The 19589-nt window shown below is 69.5% G+C and carries 19 protein-coding genes and 1 tRNA gene; 7 read left to right on the top strand and 13 right to left on the bottom strand.

From position 1 onward, the window contains the following. Position 1: 1 nt before the first annotated feature. Positions 2-652, top strand: coding sequence for an aminodeoxychorismate/anthranilate synthase component II (locus tag NAG42_RS20195; RefSeq protein WP_250031967.1), 651 nt, complete (start codon positions 2-4; stop codon positions 650-652). Between the two features lie 47 nt (positions 653-699). On the opposite strand, the gene pknB is transcribed toward NAG42_RS20195, so the two are convergent. The 7 genes from pknB to NAG42_RS20160 all read right to left on the bottom strand — a co-directional run bounded on the left by pknB (position 700) and on the right by NAG42_RS20160 (position 9689). Continuing rightward, a complete protein-coding gene (gene pknB, locus NAG42_RS20190) occupies positions 700-2547 on the bottom strand; it encodes a Stk1 family PASTA domain-containing Ser/Thr kinase (protein ID WP_250031966.1) in 1848 nt (615 codons plus the stop codon). Beyond that, positions 2544-3899 carry a serine/threonine-protein kinase gene (locus NAG42_RS20185; RefSeq protein WP_250031965.1) on the bottom strand — a complete coding sequence of 452 codons (1356 nt, stop codon included), beginning with the start codon at positions 3897-3899 and terminating at the stop codon, positions 2544-2546. The genes pknB and NAG42_RS20185 overlap by 4 nt, the downstream gene beginning before the upstream one ends. Before the next feature lie 2 nt (positions 3900-3901). Next, a complete protein-coding gene (locus tag NAG42_RS20180; RefSeq protein WP_250031964.1) occupies positions 3902-5398 on the bottom strand; it encodes a penicillin-binding transpeptidase domain-containing protein in 1497 nt (498 codons plus the stop codon). Continuing rightward, positions 5395-6858: an FtsW/RodA/SpoVE family cell cycle protein gene (locus NAG42_RS20175; RefSeq protein WP_250031963.1), complete on the bottom strand. Its 1464-nt coding sequence runs from the start codon at positions 6856-6858 to the stop codon at positions 5395-5397. Before NAG42_RS20175 ends, NAG42_RS20180 begins: the two co-directional genes overlap by 4 nt. Positions 6859-6937: 79 nt before the next feature. Then, positions 6938-8398, bottom strand: coding sequence for a protein phosphatase 2C domain-containing protein (locus NAG42_RS20170; protein ID WP_250031960.1), 1461 nt, complete (start codon positions 8396-8398; stop codon positions 6938-6940). Continuing rightward, positions 8395-8880, bottom strand: coding sequence for an FHA domain-containing protein FhaB/FipA (locus NAG42_RS20165; RefSeq protein ID WP_250031958.1), 486 nt, complete (start codon positions 8878-8880; stop codon positions 8395-8397). The genes NAG42_RS20170 and NAG42_RS20165 overlap by 4 nt, the downstream gene beginning before the upstream one ends. Before the next feature lie 5 nt (positions 8881-8885). After that, complete coding sequence (locus tag NAG42_RS20160) at positions 8886-9689, bottom strand: FHA domain-containing protein (RefSeq protein WP_250031956.1); 804 nt, start codon at positions 9687-9689, stop codon at positions 8886-8888. Between the two features lie 199 nt (positions 9690-9888). On the opposite strand from NAG42_RS20160, the gene NAG42_RS20155 reads away from it, so the two are divergent. From NAG42_RS20155 to NAG42_RS20145, 3 genes are all read left to right on the top strand, one after another. Beyond that, positions 9889-9971, top strand: a tRNA-Leu gene (locus tag NAG42_RS20155). Positions 9972-10407: 436 nt separating this feature from the next. Further along, positions 10408-11232 (top strand): WecB/TagA/CpsF family glycosyltransferase, encoded by an 825-nt coding sequence (locus NAG42_RS20150; protein WP_250031954.1) that lies wholly within the window; start codon positions 10408-10410, stop codon positions 11230-11232. 96 nt (positions 11233-11328) lie between these two features. Continuing rightward, positions 11329-11925 carry a hypothetical protein gene (locus NAG42_RS20145; protein WP_250031952.1) on the top strand — a complete coding sequence of 199 codons (597 nt, stop codon included), beginning with the start codon at positions 11329-11331 and terminating at the stop codon, positions 11923-11925. Between the two features lie 7 nt (positions 11926-11932). Here NAG42_RS20145 and NAG42_RS20140 read toward each other — a convergent pair whose 3' ends face one another. The 3 genes from NAG42_RS20140 to NAG42_RS20130 form a co-directional block, all read right to left on the bottom strand. After that, positions 11933-12379, bottom strand: a complete 447-nt coding sequence (locus tag NAG42_RS20140; protein ID WP_250031951.1) for a hypothetical protein — start codon at positions 12377-12379, stop codon at positions 11933-11935. A 157-nt stretch (positions 12380-12536) separates the two neighbouring features. Then, positions 12537-12755, bottom strand: a complete 219-nt coding sequence (locus tag NAG42_RS20135; protein ID WP_374271526.1) for a DUF397 domain-containing protein — start codon at positions 12753-12755, stop codon at positions 12537-12539. Then, complete coding sequence (locus NAG42_RS20130; RefSeq protein ID WP_250032149.1) at positions 12725-13606, bottom strand: helix-turn-helix domain-containing protein; 882 nt, start codon at positions 13604-13606, stop codon at positions 12725-12727. The genes NAG42_RS20135 and NAG42_RS20130 overlap by 31 nt, the downstream gene beginning before the upstream one ends. A 391-nt stretch (positions 13607-13997) precedes the next feature. Here NAG42_RS20130 and NAG42_RS20125 point away from each other — a divergent pair, with 391 nt between their 5' ends. Then, the gene (locus NAG42_RS20125; protein WP_250031949.1) at positions 13998-14297 is read left to right on the top strand and encodes a hypothetical protein; all 300 of its coding nucleotides are present in this window, start codon (positions 13998-14000) and stop codon (positions 14295-14297) included. Here NAG42_RS20125 and NAG42_RS44935 read toward each other — a convergent pair. After that, entirely contained in the window at positions 14294-15121 is an 828-nt protein-coding gene (locus NAG42_RS44935) for a Stk1 family PASTA domain-containing Ser/Thr kinase (protein ID WP_250031947.1), read from the bottom strand. The genes NAG42_RS20125 and NAG42_RS44935 overlap by 4 nt on opposite strands. A 358-nt stretch (positions 15122-15479) precedes the next feature. Between NAG42_RS44935 and NAG42_RS20115 the strand changes: the two genes are divergently transcribed. Next, entirely contained in the window at positions 15480-16727 is a 1248-nt protein-coding gene (locus NAG42_RS20115; protein ID WP_250031945.1) for a Hansenula MRAKII killer toxin-resistant protein 1, read from the top strand. Positions 16728-16781: 54 nt separating this feature from the next. Here NAG42_RS20115 and NAG42_RS20110 read toward each other — a convergent pair whose 3' ends face one another. Together NAG42_RS20110 and NAG42_RS20105 are read right to left on the bottom strand one after the other, a co-directional pair. Further along, entirely contained in the window at positions 16782-18245 is a 1464-nt protein-coding gene (locus NAG42_RS20110; RefSeq protein WP_250031943.1) for a glutamate-cysteine ligase family protein, read from the bottom strand. A gap of 162 nt (positions 18246-18407) precedes the next feature. Then, positions 18408-18986 carry a YceI family protein gene (locus NAG42_RS20105; RefSeq protein ID WP_250031942.1) on the bottom strand — a complete coding sequence of 193 codons (579 nt, stop codon included), beginning with the start codon at positions 18984-18986 and terminating at the stop codon, positions 18408-18410. Between the two features lie 94 nt (positions 18987-19080). On the opposite strand from NAG42_RS20105, the gene NAG42_RS20100 reads away from it, so the two are divergent. After that, positions 19081-19575 (top strand): MarR family winged helix-turn-helix transcriptional regulator, encoded by a 495-nt coding sequence (locus NAG42_RS20100; protein ID WP_250031940.1) that lies wholly within the window; start codon positions 19081-19083, stop codon positions 19573-19575. Positions 19576-19589 lie beyond the last annotated feature (14 nt).

Genomic DNA, 19589 nt, shown 5'->3' with positions numbered 1-19589 from the left:
CATGCGCATCCTGGTCATCGACAACTACGACTCGTTCGTCTTCAACCTGGTGCAATATCTGGGCCAGCTCGGCGCCGAGTGCGAGGTGCGGCGCAACGACGAGATCGGGGTGTCCGACGTCGGCACGTTCGGGGCGGCGGGCATTCTGCTGTCGCCCGGGCCGGGCACGCCGGAGCGCGCCGGCATCATGATGGACGTCATCCAGGCGTATGCGGGGAAGATCCCGATGTTCGGCGTCTGCCTCGGCCATCAGGCGATCGGGGCCGCGTTCGGGGCCACCGTGACCCGCGCGCCCGAGCTGCTGCACGGCAAGACCTCCGAGGTGCTGCACAGCGGCGACGGTGTGCTGGCCGGGCTGCCCGAGCCGTTCACCGCGACCCGGTACCACTCGCTCGCGGTCGTGCCCGAGACGCTGCCGGACGAGATCGAGGTGACCGGCCGCACCGAGTCGGGGGTGGTGATGGCGATGCGCCACCGCGAGCTGCCGATCGAGGGCGTGCAGTTCCACCCGGAGTCGGTGCTCACCGAGGGCGGCCACACCATGCTGGCCAACTGGCTCGCCGCCTGCGGCCTGCCCGAGGCACTGGCGAAGGCGCCTCCGCTGGCCGCCGAGGTCGAGACCCGCCGCCGCGCCGCCTTCGCCACCGCCTAGCAAAACTAAAACGGCCCGCCCGGGTCAGGGCGGGCCGTTGTCCGTTCTCAGCCGAGGGGCCGGCGGGCTGTGCCGATCGAGTTCCCGATCAACCCGTTGGCGCCCGTGCCGCCCCCGTCGTCGCCCGTGCCGGGCGACTCGGTGTCGTCCGGATTCGGCTCGGTCTCGCCGGGGTCGGGCTCGCCGATGACGGTCAAGGTCACCTGATCACCCTTCTCGGCGGTCGAGTTCGCCTTGGGATTCTGCTCGACGACCGTGCCCGGCTCACCCTCGGCCTGCACCAGCGTGATGGCGACGTTGAACTGGCCGGCGTTCTCGAGGATGCCCGTCGCCGTCCCCTGCGGCTTGCCGACCACGTCGGGGACCTTGACCAGGCGGCCGTTGGACACCTTGATCGTGATCGTGGTGCCCGGGTCGACCTGGCGCCCTTCCTTCTCGACGCTGGTCACGATGCCGGGGGGCTCAAGGCTGTCGGTCTCCTCGGGGTTCACCTTGAAGCCGAGGCTCTTGAGCTGGTTCTGCGCGTTGTCCCGGGTCGAGCCGACCAGGTTGGTCGGCACCTTGACCTTCTCCGGTTTCTGGCACAACTGGTAGCTGACCGTCTGGGTGTCGTCGACCGCGGCGCCGCCCTTCGGATCCTGATCGATCACGGTGCCCTTGCAGTCCGAGCCGAACGTGGGCGCGTCCGCCGCGATGCGGGAGCCGGGGATGCCGGCCGCCTGCAGAGCCTTGAGCGCCTGGGCGTTGGTCATGTCCGAGAGGTCGGGCATCTTGATGGTGACCGGGGCCGACGACGGGGTCTGGCTGCCGGCGTTGTTGTTCTCGTTGTTGCGCTCGTTGAGCAGCGCGACGCCGAGCACCACCACGACCAGCACACCGAGCGCGGCCAGCCCGGCCCACACCCACGAGGACGACCGGCGCTCGGGCGGCCGCGGCGGGCCGCCGGGCATCGTGCGCTGCACCGTCGTGGCGCCCTGCGGCTGCCACTGCGGCGGGCCCTGCATGGCCATCGTCTCGGCCTGCGACATCACCGGGGTGGCCAGGACCGGCCGGCCGGCCACGGCCCGCAGCGCGTCGGCCCGCATCTCCTGCGCGCTCTGATAGCGGTTGAGCGGGTTCTTGGCCAGCGCCTTGAGCACGATGGCGTCGACATCCGGCGGGACGTCGTGGTTGATCTCGCTCGGCGCCTTGGGCTCCTCGCGCACGTGCTGGTAGGCGACGCTGACCGGGCTGTCGCCGACGAACGGCGGATTGCCGACCAGCAGCTCGAAGAGCACACAGCCCGCCGCGTACACATCGGAGCGTGCGTCGACCGCCTCGCCCCGGGCCTGCTCGGGTGAGAGGTATTGCGCCGTGCCGATGACCGCGCTGGTCTGCGTCATGGTGGTGGCGCCGCTGGCCAGGGCCCGGGCGATGCCGAAGTCCATGACCTTGACCTGGCCGTTCTGCGTGATCATCACGTTGCCGGGCTTGATGTCCCGGTGGATGATCCCGTGCCGGTGGCTGAACTCCAGGGCGGCGCAGATGTCGGCGATGTATTCGAGGGCCTGGCGGGTCGGGAGGCGCTGCTCCTGCGCGAGCAGCTCCTTGAGGGTCTGCCCGTTGACGAACTCCATGACGATGAACGGCAGTTTCTCGCCGGTCGCCGAGATCTCCTCGCCGGTGTCGTAGACAGCGACGATGGCCGGGTGGTTGAGAGCCGCCGAGTTCTGCGCCTCGCGACGGAAGCGCTCCTGGAACGTCGCGTCACGGGCCAGATCCGTCCGCAGCATCTTGATCGCCACGTCCCGGCCGAGCCTGAGGTCGCGTCCGCGGTGCACCTCGGCCATGCCGCCGTAGCCCAGGAGCTCGCCGACCTGATACCTGCCACCGAGCAGGCGGGCCTGCGCCGTCATAGCGTCTGTCGTCCTTCGTTAGCTCGTATCCAGCCGGGGTTCGCGCCGGTCTGCTTGGTTAGACGGTACGACGCCGCCTGTGGATCCCCACCGGTGACGCCCGTGCGGACGACGGTCGCGCTGATCGGCGCGCCGCTGCCGCTGCTGGTGACCTGGCCCTGCTTGTAGAGGAACGAGATGACCCCGGCACACAGCAGGACCAGCAGAGCCAGGACCACGGCGAGCACGATCAGCACCTGCCGGCCGCCCGAACTCTGCGGCTTGGCCGCCGGCGTCCCCTGTGGTTGATACGGCTGGCGATAGGCCTGCGGTTGAACGGGCTGGCTCACGGGCTTGGGCGCGGGCGGGCCGGACGGCACCGACGCGGCGCCGCGGTGGCCCGAGACCGGGCGGGGAACCGGAGGATACGGCGGACGGCCCGGGCCCGACATCGGTGAGCCCGAGATCGGGGCGCCGGTCGGTGGGCGTACGCCCGCCGGGCTGATCGGACCGGCCACGTGCGCCGAGTGACCGGCCGGCTGCGGCGCGGTCGAGGACAGTGAGGCGGCAGCCTGCCGGGCGACTGCGGCGAGCGCGGAAGCTGATGGCCAGCGAGCGTTCGGGTCCTTGGCCAGCGCCCGGTCGACGATCACGCGGACCTGGGGCGGGATGTCGCCGGGCAGCGGCCGGGGCGTCTCCCGGACGTGCTTCATGGCGATTTCCATCGGGGTGGCGCCGTCGAACGGCCGGTGCCCGGACAGGCACTGGTAGGCGACCACGCCGAGCGCGTACACATCCGACGCCGGCGTGGCGACCGCGCCGGACGCCTGCTCGGGCGAGATGTAGGACGCCGTGCCCAGCACCGAGCCGGCCACCGTGAGCTGGCCGACGAGGGCCGAGCGGGCGATCCCGAAGTCGGTCAGCACGAGCGTGCCGTTGGGGCGTACGAGAAGGTTGCCGGGCTTCACGTCGCGGTGCACGATGCCGTTGGCGTGGGCCGCCTGCAACGCGTCGGCGGCCTGGGCGATCAGCGCCATCGTGCGGGCCGGGGTGAGCCGGCCGACCCGGCTCAGCGTGCGGGACAGGGCGTCGCCCTCGACATACTCCATGACCAGGAACGCGAGTTGCTGGTCGCTGCCGTAGTCGTAGATGTCGACGACCCCGGGGTGGTTGATCGTGGCCATGGTGCGGGCCTCGCCCCGGAACCGCTCGGCGAAGCCGGGCTCGTCGAGCAGGGCGGGCAGCAGGATCTTGACAGCGACGGTCCGGCCCAGCACCTCGTCGGTGCCGCGCCAGACATCACCCATCCCACCGCCGGCGATCCGCTCGTCGAGGCGGTACCGGCTGCCGAGGGTCACCCCAGGGCTGATCATGCTCAGTCCCCTCCCTGACCCGCCGCGGCCTTCATGATGAGCCCGGAGATCCGGGCCGCCTCGGCACTCGCGTGACCGCCGGGCACGTTCTCCAGCATGACGCAGACGGCGGAAACCGCCTCACCCTTGTCGTCGTAGGCGAAGCCGATGAACCAGCCGTGCGGGTCGGCCCCCTCGGCGTTCTGCGCCGTTCCGGTCTTGCCGCCGACCTCCAGGCCCCTGGTCCGGGCCTGCCGGCCGGTGCCGTTCTCGACGACACTGACCATCATGTCCTTGAGGTCGGCCGCGACCTGCTCGTTGATCGGCGTACGCAGCGTCTTGGAGTTGGCCGTGTAGATCGTCCGCAGATCGGGCGTGAGCAGTTTCTGCACCAGGTAGGGACGCTGTTGCTTGCCCCCGTTGGCCACCGTCGCGGCGATCAGCGCGCCCTGCAGGGGCGTCATCCGCACGTCGCGCTGACCGATCGACGACTGGGCCAGCGCGCCCTTGTCGACGCTGCCGTCCGGGTTCGTGATCTTGCCGGTCTCGCTCGCGGCGACCGGCAGGCCGTTGCCCTCGAGGTTGCCGACGGTCAGCTGGTCGTCGGAGAAGCCGAAGGCCTTGGCCGCGGCCAGCACCTTGTCGCGGCCCAGGGTGACGCCGAGCCGGGCGAAGCCGGTGTTGCAGCTCTCGGTCAGCGCTTCCTTCAGGTCGATCTGGCCGCCGGGGCAGACCTCGTCCTCGGCGTTGCGGATGACCGCGCCGCTCTCCCGGTATTCGCGGCCCGCCTCGATCTCACTGGAGGTCGTGTAGCCGTTCTGCAGGGCGGACGCCGCGACGATGACCTTGAACGTCGAGCCGGGGGGCAGCGTCTCGGCCGTCGACCGGTTGAGCAGCGGCTGGTCAGGGTCCTTGTTGAGCTTGCTGTAGGCCGCCGAGGCGGCCTTCTCGTCATGGGTGACCAGCGTGTTCGGGTCGAAGCTGGGCATCGAGACCATGGCCTGCACGGCCCCCGTACGCGGGTCGATCGCGACCGCCGCGCCCTTCTGGACACCGCGCTCGTTGTTGACGAGCTCCTTCCAGGCCGCTTCCTGAGCCTTGGGGTTGATCGTCAGCAGCACGTTGCCGCCACCGGTGTTGTTGCCGGTGAACATGTCCTTGACCCGGTCGGCGAAGAGTTTGTCGCTCTCGCCGGAGAGGAAGTCGTTCTCGGAGTGCTCGATGCCGGTCGCGGCCAGGCCGACCGGACGGTACCCCAGGATCGGCGCGTAGACCTCCTTGCGGGGATAGACGCGCAGGTACTTCAGGGCGTCGTCGGTGGCACGGTTGGTCGCCACCCCGGTGCCGCCGGCCTCGATGATGCCGCGCGGCCGCTCGTACTGGGCGACCACGACCCGGCGGTTGTAGTCGCTCGTGCGGTAGTCGTCGGCCTTGTACGCCTGCACCCAGTTGAGGTTCGCGAAGAGCAGGCCGAACAGGACGAGGATGACCACGCCCGCCCGCCGAAGTGGTGCGTTCACGGCTTGATCACCTCCGTCATGGCGCCGTGGAGCTGCGCTGGTGCCTTCTTGGGTCCGCCACCGGCCCGGTCGCCGCCGGCCCCACCGGCCGCCGGTCCGCGTGCCGCGTTCGAGATCCGCAGCAACATGGCGATCAGCAGCCAGTTGGCCATCAGCGACGATCCGCCGGCCGAGAGGAACGGGGTCGTCTGACCGGTCAGCGGGATCAGCCCGGTGATACCACCCAGGATGACGAAGATCTGCAAGCCCAGGGTGAACGACAGACCGCCGGCGACCAGCTTGCCGAACGAGTCCCGCACGGCCAGCGCCGACCGCAGGCCCCGCTCGACGATGAGCAGATAGAGCACCAGCAGCGCGGAGAGACCGAACAGGCCGATCTCCTCACCGATGCCGGCGAAGATGAAGTCGTTCTGCACCTCGGGCACGAACCGGGGCAGTCCGGCGCCCGGACCCGAGCCGAACAACCCGCCGGTGCCGAGCGACAGCAGCCCCTGCACCAGCTGATAGCTGCTGCCGAATTCCCGGTTGTAATTGGCCGACGAGAACGGGTCGAGCCAGACCTCGGCGCGGTCGTAGAAGTTGGCGAACGGCCCGCCCACCGTGTCACCGAGCAGGTAGGCCACGTAGACGCCGCCGAAGAACAGCAGCAGACCGATGATCAGCCAGCTGGCGCGCTCGGTGGCCACATAGAGCGTCACGACGAAGAGACCGAAGTAGAGCAGCGCCGTGCCCAGGTCCTTCTCGAAGACCAGGACCAGGAGGCTGAGCAGCCACACCGTGACAACCGGACCGAGGTCACGGCCACGGGGCAGGTCGATGCCGAGCACCCGCCGGCTGGCCAGCGACAGCACTTCTCTCTTGCGCACCAGGTAATAGGCGAAGAAGGAGACCAGGGCCAGCTTGGCGAACTCACCCGGCTGGATCGAGAACGACCCGATCCGCACCCACAGCTTGGCCCCGTTGACCTCGGAGATGCTGCCCGGCAGCACCGCCGGGATCATCACCAGCACGATGCCGGTCAGACCCAGGGTGTACGCGTACCGGGAGACCACCTTGTGATCGCGGACCACCAGCAGCAGCACCGCGGCCAGGATCAGCGAGATCAGGGTCCAGGCCAGCTGGCGGCCGCCGATGCCCGAGAAGATGCCGGGAATCGGCTGCTTCTCGCTCAGCGCGTCGCCGATGTCGAGCCGCCGCAGGAACCCCACGCCCAGCCCGTTGATCAGCGCGACGGCCGGGATGATCACCGGATCCGCGTACGGCGCGGTGTAGCGCACCACCGCGTGCAGACCGAGGAACAGCACGCTCAGCAGAGCGGCCGGCACCCAGAAAGTCGCGGTGATCTCGCCGATGCGGGCCGCCTCGACAGTGGCGCCGTAGGCCGCCACCAGCACCATGGCGAACGCGAGCAGACCCAGCTCGGCATTGCGCTGGGTCTTCATTCCCGGGATACGCGCCATCTCGCCCGTGGAAGCGGGCGAGGAAGCAGGTACGGCGGGCGCGGTCAAGAAGAATCCCCAGACATGGTCGAGCCGAAGCTCAGTTGACGGTCCGGCACCCGACCGGATCGGCAGCGGGCGCGGACTCGGACGCCTGAGCGGACGGCGTGGTGGTGGGCACGGACGGCAGCGCCGCGACGGAGCTGCCCGGAGAGGGCGAACCGATCGCCGGACGACCCGAGGAGTTGCCGGCCAAGGTGCTGCCCGGACGGACGCTCGTCCCCGTGGAGGGCGCGACCGGCGGTGCCGACGTGGGAGCCGGCGCGGTGGTGGGCGTGATGCAGAGCGGCTTGAGGTTCGGGTTCGACGGTACGTCGTCGGTCAGCTCGGCGATCATCCGCTGGGCGTCCGGCCGGTCGTCGGCGTGGATGCCCTCCTTGACCCGGTCCTGCGCGACCGTGGTGAGGTCGTCGAGCCGGGACGGGCTGGTCTCGTTCACGCTGGACAGGTCGAGGCCGGCTATCTGACCCGGCACACCGCGGAAGATCGCGAGCTGCCCGGCCTCGGTGGCCCCGACGTAATACTGCTTCTGCGTGTATTCGTAGCCCAGCCACAGACCGCCGCCGAGCACCCCGAGCAGCACCAGCACGAGCAGCGTGGCCCGCACCGGATGACCCTTGGGCTGCGGCTCGGCGTAGCTCTCGCTCTCGGTCCGCGGCTGAGCCGGGCGCGGCGCCTGCAGCGCGGCGGCCCGGGCGGCCGAGGTCGAGCTGTCGGCGACCGTGTTGTTGCCGCGGTCGATCGAGGCGGCACCTCCCACGATCGGGGCCTGCTCGACGATGTCGGCGTCGGTCGCGTCGGCGATCACGACCGTGATGTTGTCGGGACCACCGCCGCGCAGGGCCAGCTGCACCAGCCGCTCGACACAGGCCTGCGGGTCGGCCAGCTCGCGCATCGTCTGACCGATCGTCTCCGAGCTGACCACGCCGGACAGGCCGTCGCTGCAGATCAGATAGCGGTCGCCCTTGAGCACCTGGCGAACCGAATACTCCGGGTCGATGTCGCGGCCGTCGAGCGCGCGGGTGAGCAGCGACCGCTGCGGGTGGCTGCTCGCCTCCTCCGGACTGACCCGGCCCTCGTCGACCAGCATCTGGACGTACGTGTCGTCCTTGGTGATCTGGGCGAACTCACCGTTACGGAGAAGATAGGCACGGCTGTCACCGATGTGCACCATGCCGAACTTGCTGCCCGAGAAGAGCACCGCGGTCAGCGTGGTGCCCATGCCCTCGAGCTGCGGGTTGGCGTCGACGGTGTCACGAAGGTGCTGGTTGGCCGTACCGACGGCGTGACGCAGCGCGTCGACCATGGCGTCCCCGGGGACGTCCTCGTCGAGCGGCGCCATCGCGGCGATGACGATGTTGGACGCGACGTCACCAGCGGCCATGCCGCCCATACCGTCGGCGACAGCGAGAAGCCGCGGCCCGGCATAGAGGGAGTCCTGGTTCAGGTCTCGGATCAGACCGCGGTCGCTCTGAGCGGCATAGCGCAGGGTCAGGGTCATGGCCGTAACTCGAGTGAAGTGCGGCCGATGCGGATCGGCACGCCAAGGGGGACGGGAGTAAGTCCGGAGACCTTACCGCGGTCGAGATAGGTGCCGTTCGTCGAGCCGACGTCCTCGACGAACCACTGGCCATCCCGCGGAACTAGCCGCGCATGCCGCGCCGAGGCGAAGTCGTCGGTGATGACGAGCGTCGAATCCTCGGCCCGGCCGATGGTGATGGGAGCCTCGCCCAGCGTGATGCGGGTGCCGGCCAGGTTGCCGGCGGTGACCACGAGTTGCCGGGCCGCCTTACCGCGCTTCGCCTTCGCTGCCGGCCGGCCCTCGGGGACCGCGCCACCCACCCCCCGAGGGCTGGCGACGATGCTCTTGGACCGGACCCCAGCGAAGAGATCCCGGCGGATCACCCCGACGACAGTGAACACGAAGATCCACAGCAGGATGAGAAAGCCGAACCGGGCGACGGTGAGGACGAATTCAGGCAAGGTGCCTAGCCGTCCACTCGGAACGTCAGCGTGGTGGTCCCCAGCTGAATCATGTCGCCCGGGTTGAGCGCCACCGCCGAGACCCGCTGGCCGTTCACCATCGTGCCGTTGGTCGAGCCCAGGTCGGTCAGCACGACCTGGTTGCCGTCGTAGTCGAGCCGGGCGTGCCGGCGCGAGATGCCGACGTCGGGCAGACGCAGGTTGGCCTGGTCACCACGGCCGATCACGGTCGAGCCCATCTGCAACGGGTAGGTGCGCCCGTCGCCGGAGATGAGGCCCACGCCGCCCCGCCCGTTGGGCGCGCCGCCGCCGTGCTGCTGGTAGCCACCGCCGTGCTGCTGTTGCTGCTCGTACGGCGGGTACTGCGGGCCGGCGTCATACGCCGGCTGCTGCACCGGGGCGACCTCGCCACCGGTGTAGACCTCGGCGGTGACCCGGAACATGCCCGTGTCGAGCCCGTCACCACGCTCGATCTCGACGATCACATCGCCGTAGACGGTCCACGCCTGCTCGCCGATGAACTCCGCCTGCGACTGGGCGAGCTCCTGGGCGAGCGCGGCGGCGTAGGGCGCCAGCCGGCTGTGGTCGTACGGCGACAGGTCGATCACATAGCGGTTGGGCACCAGCGTCCGGCCACCGGCAAGGATGGCCTTGTGCGCCTCGGCCTCCCGCTGCATGGCATTCAGAATCTCCACCGGGTGCACGACACCCTTGAAGACCTTGGCGAAGGCCCCTTCAACCAGGCCTTCCAATCGCTTTTCAAAGCGCTGCAGCACGCTCACCGGCTCCTCCTCGGCTTCCGAGGACATGATGGTATCCGGCCGCCGCTTGCGCATCCGTAGAGCAAGGACGACCGGCACTTCTGACCCTCGTATGACACCCGTAGACGCCGTGCTAGTCTTCCCTGGCGTCAAGGGCGATATCAACTCGCTTGGTGACGTGCGACAGCGTAGTCTGTCGCAGCCCGTAACAAAAAGTCAGGCCCACAGCCTGGTCTCATAAAGCCACGGGGATGTGGCGGAATGGCAGACGCGCACGGTTCAGGTCCGTGTGTCCGAAAGGACGTGGGGGTTCAACTCCCCCCATCCCCACGAGTCACGAGTCGCAGGCGCCGCCTGTCCGCTGAGAAGCGCGGACCGCGGCGCCTCTTCATGTTTACTCAGGGGGCCGAGCCCCCTGAAACCCCACGGTGCGTTTGTGCGCTGCGAGGGATATCTCACGCCTTGTCGTTTGGCCACTCGCTGCGCTCGTGGCGGGGTGGAATGTGGCTCTGTGTTACTTGGTCACGTTGTGGTTCCAACTCTGAGCCAAGGTCGGCCGGGCGTGGCTCGGGGGGCTCGGATGGCTGATTTGGGCCGCGTTCCGGACCCGGGTGATCTTGGTCGCGCTGGTCTCGCGCTGGTCGCCCTTGGGGCTGGGTGTGGGGATCTGTCGGGCTGGGTGGCGGGGCTGGAACATCCTGTTGTGGGACTCGTTATGCTCGGCGCCGGTATTCGCCGGGGTACACCACTCATCAGGAGCCGCACCGTGACTGCCGAACAGGCCGCGACCCAGACGGGCAAGCGCAGCGTGCTGGGGGTGTTGGTTGATGTCACCGACTACGCCGACGCCACGGCGCGGATCCTCGAGGCGGCCCGGGAGCGGCGGCCCTACGCGGTGACAGCGCTGGCGGTGCACGGGGTGATGACCGGCGTGCAGGACAAGGCGCACAACCGCCGGCTCAACTCCTTCGACCTGGTGACGCCGGACGGGCAGCCCGTGCGCTGGGCGTTGAACACCGTGCACCACGCGGGCCTGGCCGACCGGGTCTACGGGCCGACGCTGACGCTCAAGGTCGTCGAGCAGGCAGCCGCCGAGGGTCTACCTCTTTATCTGTACGGCTCCACGCAGCCCACCCTCGACCGGTTGGTGCCGGCGCTGGAAGCGATGTTCCCCGCCCTCAAGATCGCCGGGGTCGAGGCCTCCAAGTTCCGCACCTCCCACCCGGGTGAGGCCGAGGAGATCGCCGAGCGGATCAAGGCGTCCGGCGCGCGCATCGTCCTGGTCGGGCTCGGCTGCCCGCGGCAGGAGATCTTCACGTACGCGATGCGTCCGCTTCTTGACATGCCGCTGCTCGCCGTGGGCGCCGCGTTCGACTATCACGCCGGTCTGCTGAAGAACCCGCCCGCGTGGATGCAGAAGTACGCGCTGGAGTGGCTGTGGCGCCTGGGCCTCGAGCCGAAACGGCTGTGGAAGCGGTATGTGCTGCTCAACCCGGCCTATCTGGCCCGCCTGGCCGCTCAGCGCACCGGGCTGTGGAAGGCCACCCCGCCCCCGGCGACCACCGAGCCGGTGACGACCTTCGCGGTATAACCAGCGTCTCAGGGTAGGCAACGACACCTCCCCTACGGGGCCGGTGGGGTGATAACCCGGTTTCCTGGTTTCCCGATCGGGTGAACGCTGTCGATTGTGAACATCGTCGCGGACCTCATTCTCGCCGGCGCCCTCGTCGCCGTCTGGCTCACCGCCGGGCTCCTGGCCGACGCGCTGCCCTCGGCCCGGTCCGCGCTCGACCTGCGCCGCCGGGCCGGCCTGCTCACCGCGGTGGTTGCCGGGGGTGCGGGCGTGTTCGTCGCCATCCCGCTGGTGACCGGTCTCCTGCCGGGCGACTCGGCGGCTCCGGCGGCGGCTCTCGCGCCCGCCGTTCCCGCGTTGTTCGTGCTCGTCGCCACGCTGCGCCGGGTGACCCAGGTGCGCCGGGGCGCGGGAGCCTTCGCCGCCGCGCCGCAGACTCCGGTGCCGCCCGCTCTGCGCGCGGCCGCCGCCCATCCGCTGATCCTGGTGCCGCTGCAGGTCACCGGTCTGGCGACGTTGCTCAGCCTGCCGATCGCGGGCGGCCTGGTCACCGTTCCCGGTGCTGACCTGGCCGGCATCGCGATCACCGTGGTCGGGGTCGCCGTGCTCGCCATCGGCATCCGCGCCGGCCTGCGGCACAGCCGGCTCAGCGTGCAGGTCCTGGCCCCGATCGGCCGCAGCCGGCGGCGGGCCCCGGTCGACTCCCGATGAGCCGGGCTCAGCCCTTCTTGGCTTCCTGCACATAGAGCAGCTCGAGGATCGAGCGCGCCGCCTCGAACCACCGGTCCAGCCAGTCCGAGGGGGGCAGGGTGCCGCGGGCGGGCAACTCCAGGAGCAGGCCGCGCAGCAGCGGGTGGTCGGCCATCGACTGCGACGAGCCCGCGTCGGGCCAGCCACTGGACGGGAAGACCGGCTCGGTCAGCCCGGGCAGGTCGAGCGACGGCAGGCCGGCCGAACGGTCGAGCGGGCTGGACGACTCGATGCTGTGGGACCGGCCCGGCGAGCGGGTGGGCAGGCCCGAGGAGCTGCCGCGAGACAACAGTTCGCCGTCCGTGGTGTCGCCCAGCGCGGCTTCGCGCCGATTCTGCCGGTAGGCGCTGACCCCGCCGCTGAACCGGTCCTGCGCCGTCGTCGAGCTGCTGAGGTTTTCCGAACCAATCGTCATCTGTCTGCCTTGCCCTCGTTCGGGTAATTGACCCCGCCGGTGTGCGCGGTCCGGTCCGCGCTTTTGGCGTTCAACGAGGCGAGCCTGGAAATGACTACGGCCGGCTCCCCCGCGCCGGACGGGAGGGCCGGCCGCACCGTGGCGGGGCCAGACGGGTTCAGAGGTCGAACTCGCCGTCCTTGGCCCCGCCGACGAACGCGTCCCACTCGGCGGCGGTGAAGATCAACGCCGCTCCCTGTGGGTTCTTGGAGTCGCGCACCGCGATCGCCTCGTCCACGAACGCCACCTCGACGCAGTTGTCGGAGTTCGGTCCGCTGCGGGTGCTCTTGAACCACTGCGCCCGGCTCAGATCGACCCGGAGACCCTTCGCTTCGATTTCCACAATGGCTCCTCTGCCAGCATTTGAATCATCTCGATGGACTCTCCCGGTGGGAGGGCCGACGTCCTGATGGTCTCGAAGATGGAGGTGTACTTGCTGAGCTCCTCGGCCTTCTCCAGAAACAGGCCACCGGTCGCGTTCTCGGTGAACACCACGTCGGCGTCGCCCTCCTCCTCGAACTCGAGAATGGCGAACGTGCCGTCCATCCCAGCATGCGCGCCCGCCGCGAAGGGCAAGATCTGCACCGTGACGTTCGGCAACCGGGCCGTCGTGATCAATCTGGCTAATTGATCACGCATGACCTTGTCGCCGCCGACCGGCCGGCTCACCACCGCCTCATCGAGCACCACCCAAAGATCGATCGGATCGTCCTGAATCAATAACGACTGTCGTTCCATCCGGACGCGCACGCGCCGTTCGATGTCCTGGTCACTGTCCCCCAGTCGGGCGGCCCGAATCATCGCAATTGCATACTCTTCGCTCTGCAGCAGTCCCGGAATGACCTGCGATTCATACGTGCGGACGACCCGCGCGGCCGCCTCCAGTCCGACATACGCACCGGTCAGAACCGTGGAAAATGGGTGCCACCATCCCTTTTGCCGTGCTTCTCGGGCAATTTGGACAAGTTCCGACTTGATCTCGTCGGTTACGCCGTAAATGTCCATCATGGCCAGAACGTCATTCGGCGTGGCACTCGTATGTCCCGTTTCGATTCGGGACACTTTGGACGTGGAACAACCGAGTCGCTCCGCCACGACGTCGATCGTGACGCGGGCCGCCTCCCGATGCCGGCGCAGCTCGACCCCCAGCCGGCGGCGGCGAATGGTGGGACTGCGATGTTGATTCACAACAACCAGTCTCCTGTCGATCATTTAACGATTCAAGTTGACCGTCGCCTACCGATCGGTAATCACGAAGGGCTGACATGCAACTTGCATCGACCGCACTCGTGGTGCAATCTTTTCGGTATGGCCGACGTCACTGCGCCCTAACGGGCGACGTGGCCGGGGCCCGCTAGACACACCGATTCGCCACTGTTCACCGGTTGCTGATCTCATAAACCGTCCAGGGTGGATTGATCCACTTACGGGCGGTCCCGGGATCGGTGATGGTGACGTTGTGCAACGCTTTTGGTGATTGGCATCATCCAGGGCTTGCACTGCAGTTTTTGCCGGGCACACTTGGTGCTTTCGTGTCAAGGTTCGTCCCGCGACGAAGTTTCAGGGCAGGAGAGATGACGTGCTTCCTCGGTCCGGTGATGTTCTCCACGTGACGAAGGCGGCGAGCGTCCAATTCGCAGCGCCGATGCTGTTCCGTGTCATCCGGGTCCACGACTGGCCGACCTACGAGGGTTGGATCTGGCTGGACGGATACGAGCTGAACGCAGCGGGCGACGCGGTGGAGCGGCGATCGATCTTCGTACAGGTCAGCGGCCTCCGCGCCGTCGGCAAGGCGCCCGACCCCCGCGCCCGTAACGGCCGTCAGCCCGGCCTGGTCAGCGGCACCGTGCAGGCTCGGACGGTCCGCACCAACCGCTAGTTCTGACCCGCGCCCGGATCCTCCGTGGGCTCGGTCGTCGGTGTGCCCGTGGCCTCGGCCGCGACCACCAGAGTGACCGTCGTGTCCGGTGGCACTTCCTGCCCCTCCACCGGATCACTGTCGATCACCGTGCCGGCCGGCACGTCGGGCGCCTGGCGATAGATGAGCCGGTAGTTCAGGCCGGTCGACCGCAGCGCCGCCTGCGCCTCGGGCAACGCCAGCCCGCGCAGCGCCGGGATGGTGAGCTCGCCACCGGTCGGCTCGGACGTGGTCGGGGTCGGCGAGGGCGACGGCGACGGCGCGGTGGTGGTCGGCGTCGCGCTGGGTGACGTCGTCTGTGTCGTGGCGGTGGTCTCGGCGGGGGCCACCACGCTGCTCGCGGCCGGCGGAGCCGGTGCCTGATCGCCGTCCGAATCGTTCACCAGCAGATAGACCGCCCAGCCCAGCACGGCGAGCAGGACCAACGCGATGATGCCGACGACAATCGGCATCCACCAGCGGTCGCGCTGCTGGGGTGGGGACGACGCCGCCCAGTCGACCTCGGGATACCCCCGCCCCGGCTGCGGTGCGCGTACCTCGGCCCGCCCCGACCACGCGGGGTTGGCCCGGCTCGGCGCCCAGTCGTCGTCGCCCACCGGCGGCATGACCGCGGTCGAACCGGGCCGGTCGGTGACCACCGTCGGCTCGTCCCGGATCGTCGGCACGTGGCGTACGTCATCGAGGGTGTCGTCGTCCTGGGGTCCCCGGCCGGGCAGGGTGTCCTCGTCGTCGGGCGCCGGCACGGTGGCCCGGCCGACGGTCGAGTCGATCGGCGCGCCGTCCACCTGGGTGGAATCCAGGGGCTGTTCCGATCCGTCAGGCCGAGGGGCCTCCGTGCCAGAGGGCTCCGAGTCCGGGTGCTTTGGGTCAGGGTGCTCCGGGTCCGGGTGCTTTGGGTCAGGGTGCTTTGGGGCGGCTTGCTCCGAGGGGTCGTCGCCGGGCGAGAAACGTCGCGTCTCGTCGCTCTCGTCGGACATCGCCACTCCTCGGGCTCGTTCACCAGCATTGGTCAACGTATCGAATCTTGCGGGACGTGTCTGGCCTCCGCAGGACAAACACACCAGGTGGCTACGGGTGACAGAGATCCACGAGCAGCGCGGCACCGATTCGCAGGCATCGGCGGGTGCCGCTACAGTGCGGCGCATGGCGGACAAGGGCTGGACGGCGCGGATAGCCACCGCGGCGGGCGCCGCCGCGGGGATGGGCGCCGCCCAATTGGGCCTGGGCTACGGTCTGGGCGTCGTGGTGTGGCCGGTGACGCCGACCCCGGACGACAGCGCCTGGCTGGGCAGCCTGGGCTGGGCGTTCTGGATCACGGCGAGCGCCACGGTCTTCGGAGCCGTGCTCGGCAGCCGATACCGCGGTGGTCCGGGTCCACAGACCAGCGCCGCCTGGCGCTTCGCCCTCGCCGCCTGCGCGGCCGTCGGGGCCCTCGTGACGGTCGCGCTGATCGCGCTTCCGGCCCGTTCCGCCGTACGGCTGGACACCTTCTCGCCACAGGTCGTCGCGGGCGGCTACGCGGCCGCCGGCCTGTTGTTCGGCCTGGTCGTGGCGTTCTGGGCGGTGTCGTCCCGGCCGGTCGCAGCCAACCTGACGGCCACCGGGATCTGGCTGTGGGCGCTCGCCATCGCCGCCATCGTGGTCGAGCTGACCGTCAACCGCGACTCGGCCACCTACCTGACCAGCTGGCAGTTCGCCGAGGTGGCCACCAGCGGCCGCTACGGCACCATCTTCTGGCCGAGCGCCCTGCTCACGCTGGCCGCCGCCTTCCTGATCGGCGTGCTCGCCGCCGCCCCCGCCGCCCGCCGGGGCGACCTCGGTGTGGGGGCCGCCACCTCCGGCATCGCCGGCCCGCTGCTGGTGGCCATCGCCTTCCTGGCCCTGGCCCCCCGCCTGACCGGCAGCCTGGGTGCCATCGAATCGGCTTACCTGATCGCCCCGTACGCGGTCCTGGCCGGCCTGGCCGGCTCCACCCTGGCCGTGACCACCGCCCGCACCCTGGCCAACCGCCGTTCCCGGACGGCCGCGGCACCCCCCACCGCCCCACCACCGGCCAAGCCGAGGACCAGCTTCTTCGGCCGCGCCAAGCCGCGCGCCGAACCCAGCGCCAAACCCCGCGCCGAGGACCAAGCCATCCCGCACCAGCCCGCGCCCGGCCGGGCCGCACCCGAGTCGTCGCCCGGCCCTCAGCCGAAGCCCGACGCCGCACCGCGCGGCAACAACGGCAAGGCCGCCCCAGCGGCGATCATCACCGACGCCGAGATCGCGTCGGCCGCCCGCCCTCGTCCACGACCCCGGAAGGCCGCAGCAGCACCGCCGCCGCCGCCGAAGTCCACTGTGACGCCGCCGCCCACAGCGCCGACCATCGCCAAAATCAACCCGAAACCATAACGGGCGACGGTACTGGCCGAGCGGCTGCGGGCCATGTCGAGCGGGACGGCGGCGTCAGAGCGGCCAGGTGTGCACAGGTTCGTTGGTGTGATGCAGCTCGGTGTAGCGCAGCAGCATCTCCCGCAGGGCCTCGCTCCGGGACCGGCCGCGCTGCTCGGCCTGGCGTACGGTCTCGGTCTGCCACCACGCCCCGTTGCGGCCCAGGCGGCAGCGCTCGTCGATGATTCCCAGCAGTCGATCACGGATCGCCGGGTCGACCCCGTAGCGGTCCAGACCCTCGTACGCGTGCGGAAGCAGAACCGAACGCACCAGCTCAGCCACCGGGATCTCGCCGCGGCCGGGCCAATAGGCCGTCGCCTCGATGCCGGCCACCGCGCCGGCGTGGAAGTTGTCGCGGGCGGCCTCGAACGGCAACCGCGACCAGACGGGGTTCTCCTGGTCGGCCAGCCCGCGCACCAGGCCGAAGTAGAACGCCGCGTTGGCCAGCAGGTCGATCACGGTCGGCCCGGACGGCAGCACGCGATTCTCCACCCGCAGGTGCGGCCGGCCGGCCATCACGTCGTAGACCGGCCGGTTCCAGCGGTAGACCGTGCCGTTGTGCAGGCGCAACTCGGCCAGCCGGGGCACCCCGCCCGCCCTCAGCACCTCGTGCGGGTCCTCGTCGTCGAGGATCGGGAGCAGGGGCTCGAAGAAGTCGACATTCTCCGCGAAGAGGTCGGTGACCGAGGTGATCCAGCGTTCGCCGAACCACACCCGCGGGCGCACACCCTGGGCTTTGAGCTCGTCCGGGCGGATGTCGGTGGCCTGCTGGAAGAGCGCGATGCGGGTCTCGGCCCACAGCCGCCGGCCGTGCAGGAAGGGTGAGTTCGCGCCGATCGCCACCTGGGCTCCGGCGATGGCCTGGGACGCGTTCCAGAAGCGGTCGAAACGGTCGGGCGGCACCTCCAGGTGAAACTGGACACTCGTGCAGGCCGCCTCGGGCGCGATCGAGTCGCTGGCGCTGCGCAGCTGCTCGACGCCCCGGATGTCGAGGTCGAACTGCTCGCCGCGGGCACCGGCCATCTCGTCGTTGAGCAGCCGGTAGCGCTCGTTGACGCTGAGATTGCCGAGCACCAGGTCGTCGGGTGACAGCGTGGGCAGCATGCCGATCATCACGATGCCGCAGCCGGCCTTCTCGGTAGCCCGGCGCAGGCTGTCGAGCAGATCACGCTCGTAGTCGCCGAGGCCGTGGCCGCCGATCGACCGCGGTGGTGCGTTGAGCTCGATGTTGAACTGGCCGAGCTCGGTCTGGAAGTCCGGATCGGCGAGCCGGGCGAGCACCTCGGCGTTGCGCATCGCGGGCCGGGCATCCCCGTCGATCAGGTTGAGCTCGAGCTCGAGCCCGATCATGCCCTCGGAACTGGAGAAGGCGCCCCGGTCGAACATCTGGGCGAAGACGTCGAGGCATCGGCGCACCTTGTGGCGGTAGGTGATCCGATCCTCGGGGGCGAAGACGACGGTCGCGAGCTCCTTGCCCACTTACCCTCCCGGGCGGCCAGGACATGACGGACGTCGATCACCACTCTGTGAGCGATTGCTTGCGCTCGGTCTACCTTGCCATCCCGTACGGAGGTCGCGCCACCGGACGCAGAACCGCCGCCCGGGATTCCGGACGGCGGTTCGACAGTGGACTGTGGTCGATCAGGCGCGGCGGATGGCCTCGCCCTCGATCTCGATCTTGATCTTCTTGCTGACCATGACGCCGCCGCTCTCGAGGGCCATGTTCCAGGTCAGGCCCCACGCCTCGCGGTCGATCTCGGCGGTCGCGCTGAAGCCGAAGACGGCCTGACCGTACGGGCTGGTGCCGGCGCCCTCGAACTCGACGAGCAGCTCGACCGGCTTGGTCACGTCCTTGATGGTGAGCTCGCCGTTGAGCACGAACTCGCCGCCGGCGTGGCTCTTGATGCCGGTGCTGCGGTAGGTCATCGTCGGGTACTTCTCGGACTCGAAGAAGTCCCCGCTGCGCAGGTGGTTGTCCCGGTCGACCTGGCCGGTCTCGATGCTGGCGGTGTTGATCGTGGCCTCGACGGCCGACTGCAGCGGGTCCTCGCCGATCGTGACGACCGCGGAGGCGTCGGCGAACTGGCCGCGAACCTTGCTGACCATGAGGTGTCTCGCCACAAAACCGACACGCTTGTGCGCCGCATCCAAGTCGTACGTGCCGGCGGCGGGGATCTGCAGGCCCTCGTACGGACGGGTGGTGGCGATGGACTCGGTCATGACTGTTCCTTCTTCCCAGGACACGGGGTTGATGCTTGTCTGACGGAGCAACAATATGCCAAGCAATATTCCCCCTGTCAAGGTCCGGTGTACGATGGTGCTCGTGAGTACGGATCTGGATGACCCCCGCTTCACCGCGTTCGGCCTGTTCGCCGAGGCGTTCACCGGCCTGACCAACCGCTTCTCGGCTCAGTTCGAGGAGCATCGCCTCTCCGGCGTCGAGTTCGAGGTGCTCATGCGTCTCGCCCGATCGCCCGGCCGACGGCTCCGGATGACCGACCTCGCCGGTCAGACCTCCCTGTCGACCAGCGGCGTGACCCGTGTCGTCGACCGCATGGACCGTGACGGCCTGGTGCGTCGCGAGGCCTGCCCGAGCGACCGGCGCAGCTCGTTCGCGGTGATCACCGACGCCGGCCGGGAACGGCTCGATCAGGTGCTGCCCGGCCATCTCGAGCTGCTCCAGCAGTGGTTCATCGGCCAGCTCACCCCGGCCCAGCTCGACACGATGCTCGGCTCGCTGCGCCAGATCCGCGACGCGGTCAACCCGTGCGCCACGGCCGGCACCGACGAGCAGCAGGCCGCGGCCTGACCGGCGCAGCCTTA

Origin of the sequence: Paractinoplanes maris, assembly GCF_023544465.1 — a bacterium.
GTDB classification, from domain to species: domain Bacteria; phylum Actinomycetota; class Actinomycetes; order Mycobacteriales; family Micromonosporaceae; genus Actinoplanes; species Actinoplanes maris.
This window is presented reverse-complemented; position numbering and strand designations above follow the sequence as displayed.

Coding starts and splice junctions, on each gene's coding strand:
- NAG42_RS20115 (WP_250031945.1), top strand. CDS start 15,480: ATGGCGGACAAGGGCTGGACGGCGCGGATAGCCACCGCGGCGGGCGCC.
- NAG42_RS20105 (WP_250031942.1), bottom strand. CDS start 18,986: ATGACCGAGTCCATCGCCACCACCCGTCCGTACGAGGGCCTGCAGATC.
- NAG42_RS20100 (WP_250031940.1), top strand. CDS start 19,081: ATGGTGCTCGTGAGTACGGATCTGGATGACCCCCGCTTCACCGCGTTC.
- pknB (WP_250031966.1), bottom strand. CDS start 2,547: ATGACGGCGCAGGCCCGCCTGCTCGGTGGCAGGTATCAGGTCGGCGAG.
- NAG42_RS20175 (WP_250031963.1), bottom strand. CDS start 6,858: ATGGCGCGTATCCCGGGAATGAAGACCCAGCGCAATGCCGAGCTGGGT.
- NAG42_RS20185 (WP_250031965.1), bottom strand. CDS start 3,899: ATGATCAGCCCTGGGGTGACCCTCGGCAGCCGGTACCGCCTCGACGAG.
- NAG42_RS20170 (WP_250031960.1), bottom strand. CDS start 8,398: ATGACCCTGACCCTGCGCTATGCCGCTCAGAGCGACCGCGGTCTGATC.
- NAG42_RS20195 (WP_250031967.1), top strand. CDS start 2: ATGCGCATCCTGGTCATCGACAACTACGACTCGTTCGTCTTCAACCTG.
- NAG42_RS20160 (WP_250031956.1), bottom strand. CDS start 9,689: ATGTCCTCGGAAGCCGAGGAGGAGCCGGTGAGCGTGCTGCAGCGCTTT.
- NAG42_RS20140 (WP_250031951.1), bottom strand. CDS start 12,379: ATGACGATTGGTTCGGAAAACCTCAGCAGCTCGACGACGGCGCAGGAC.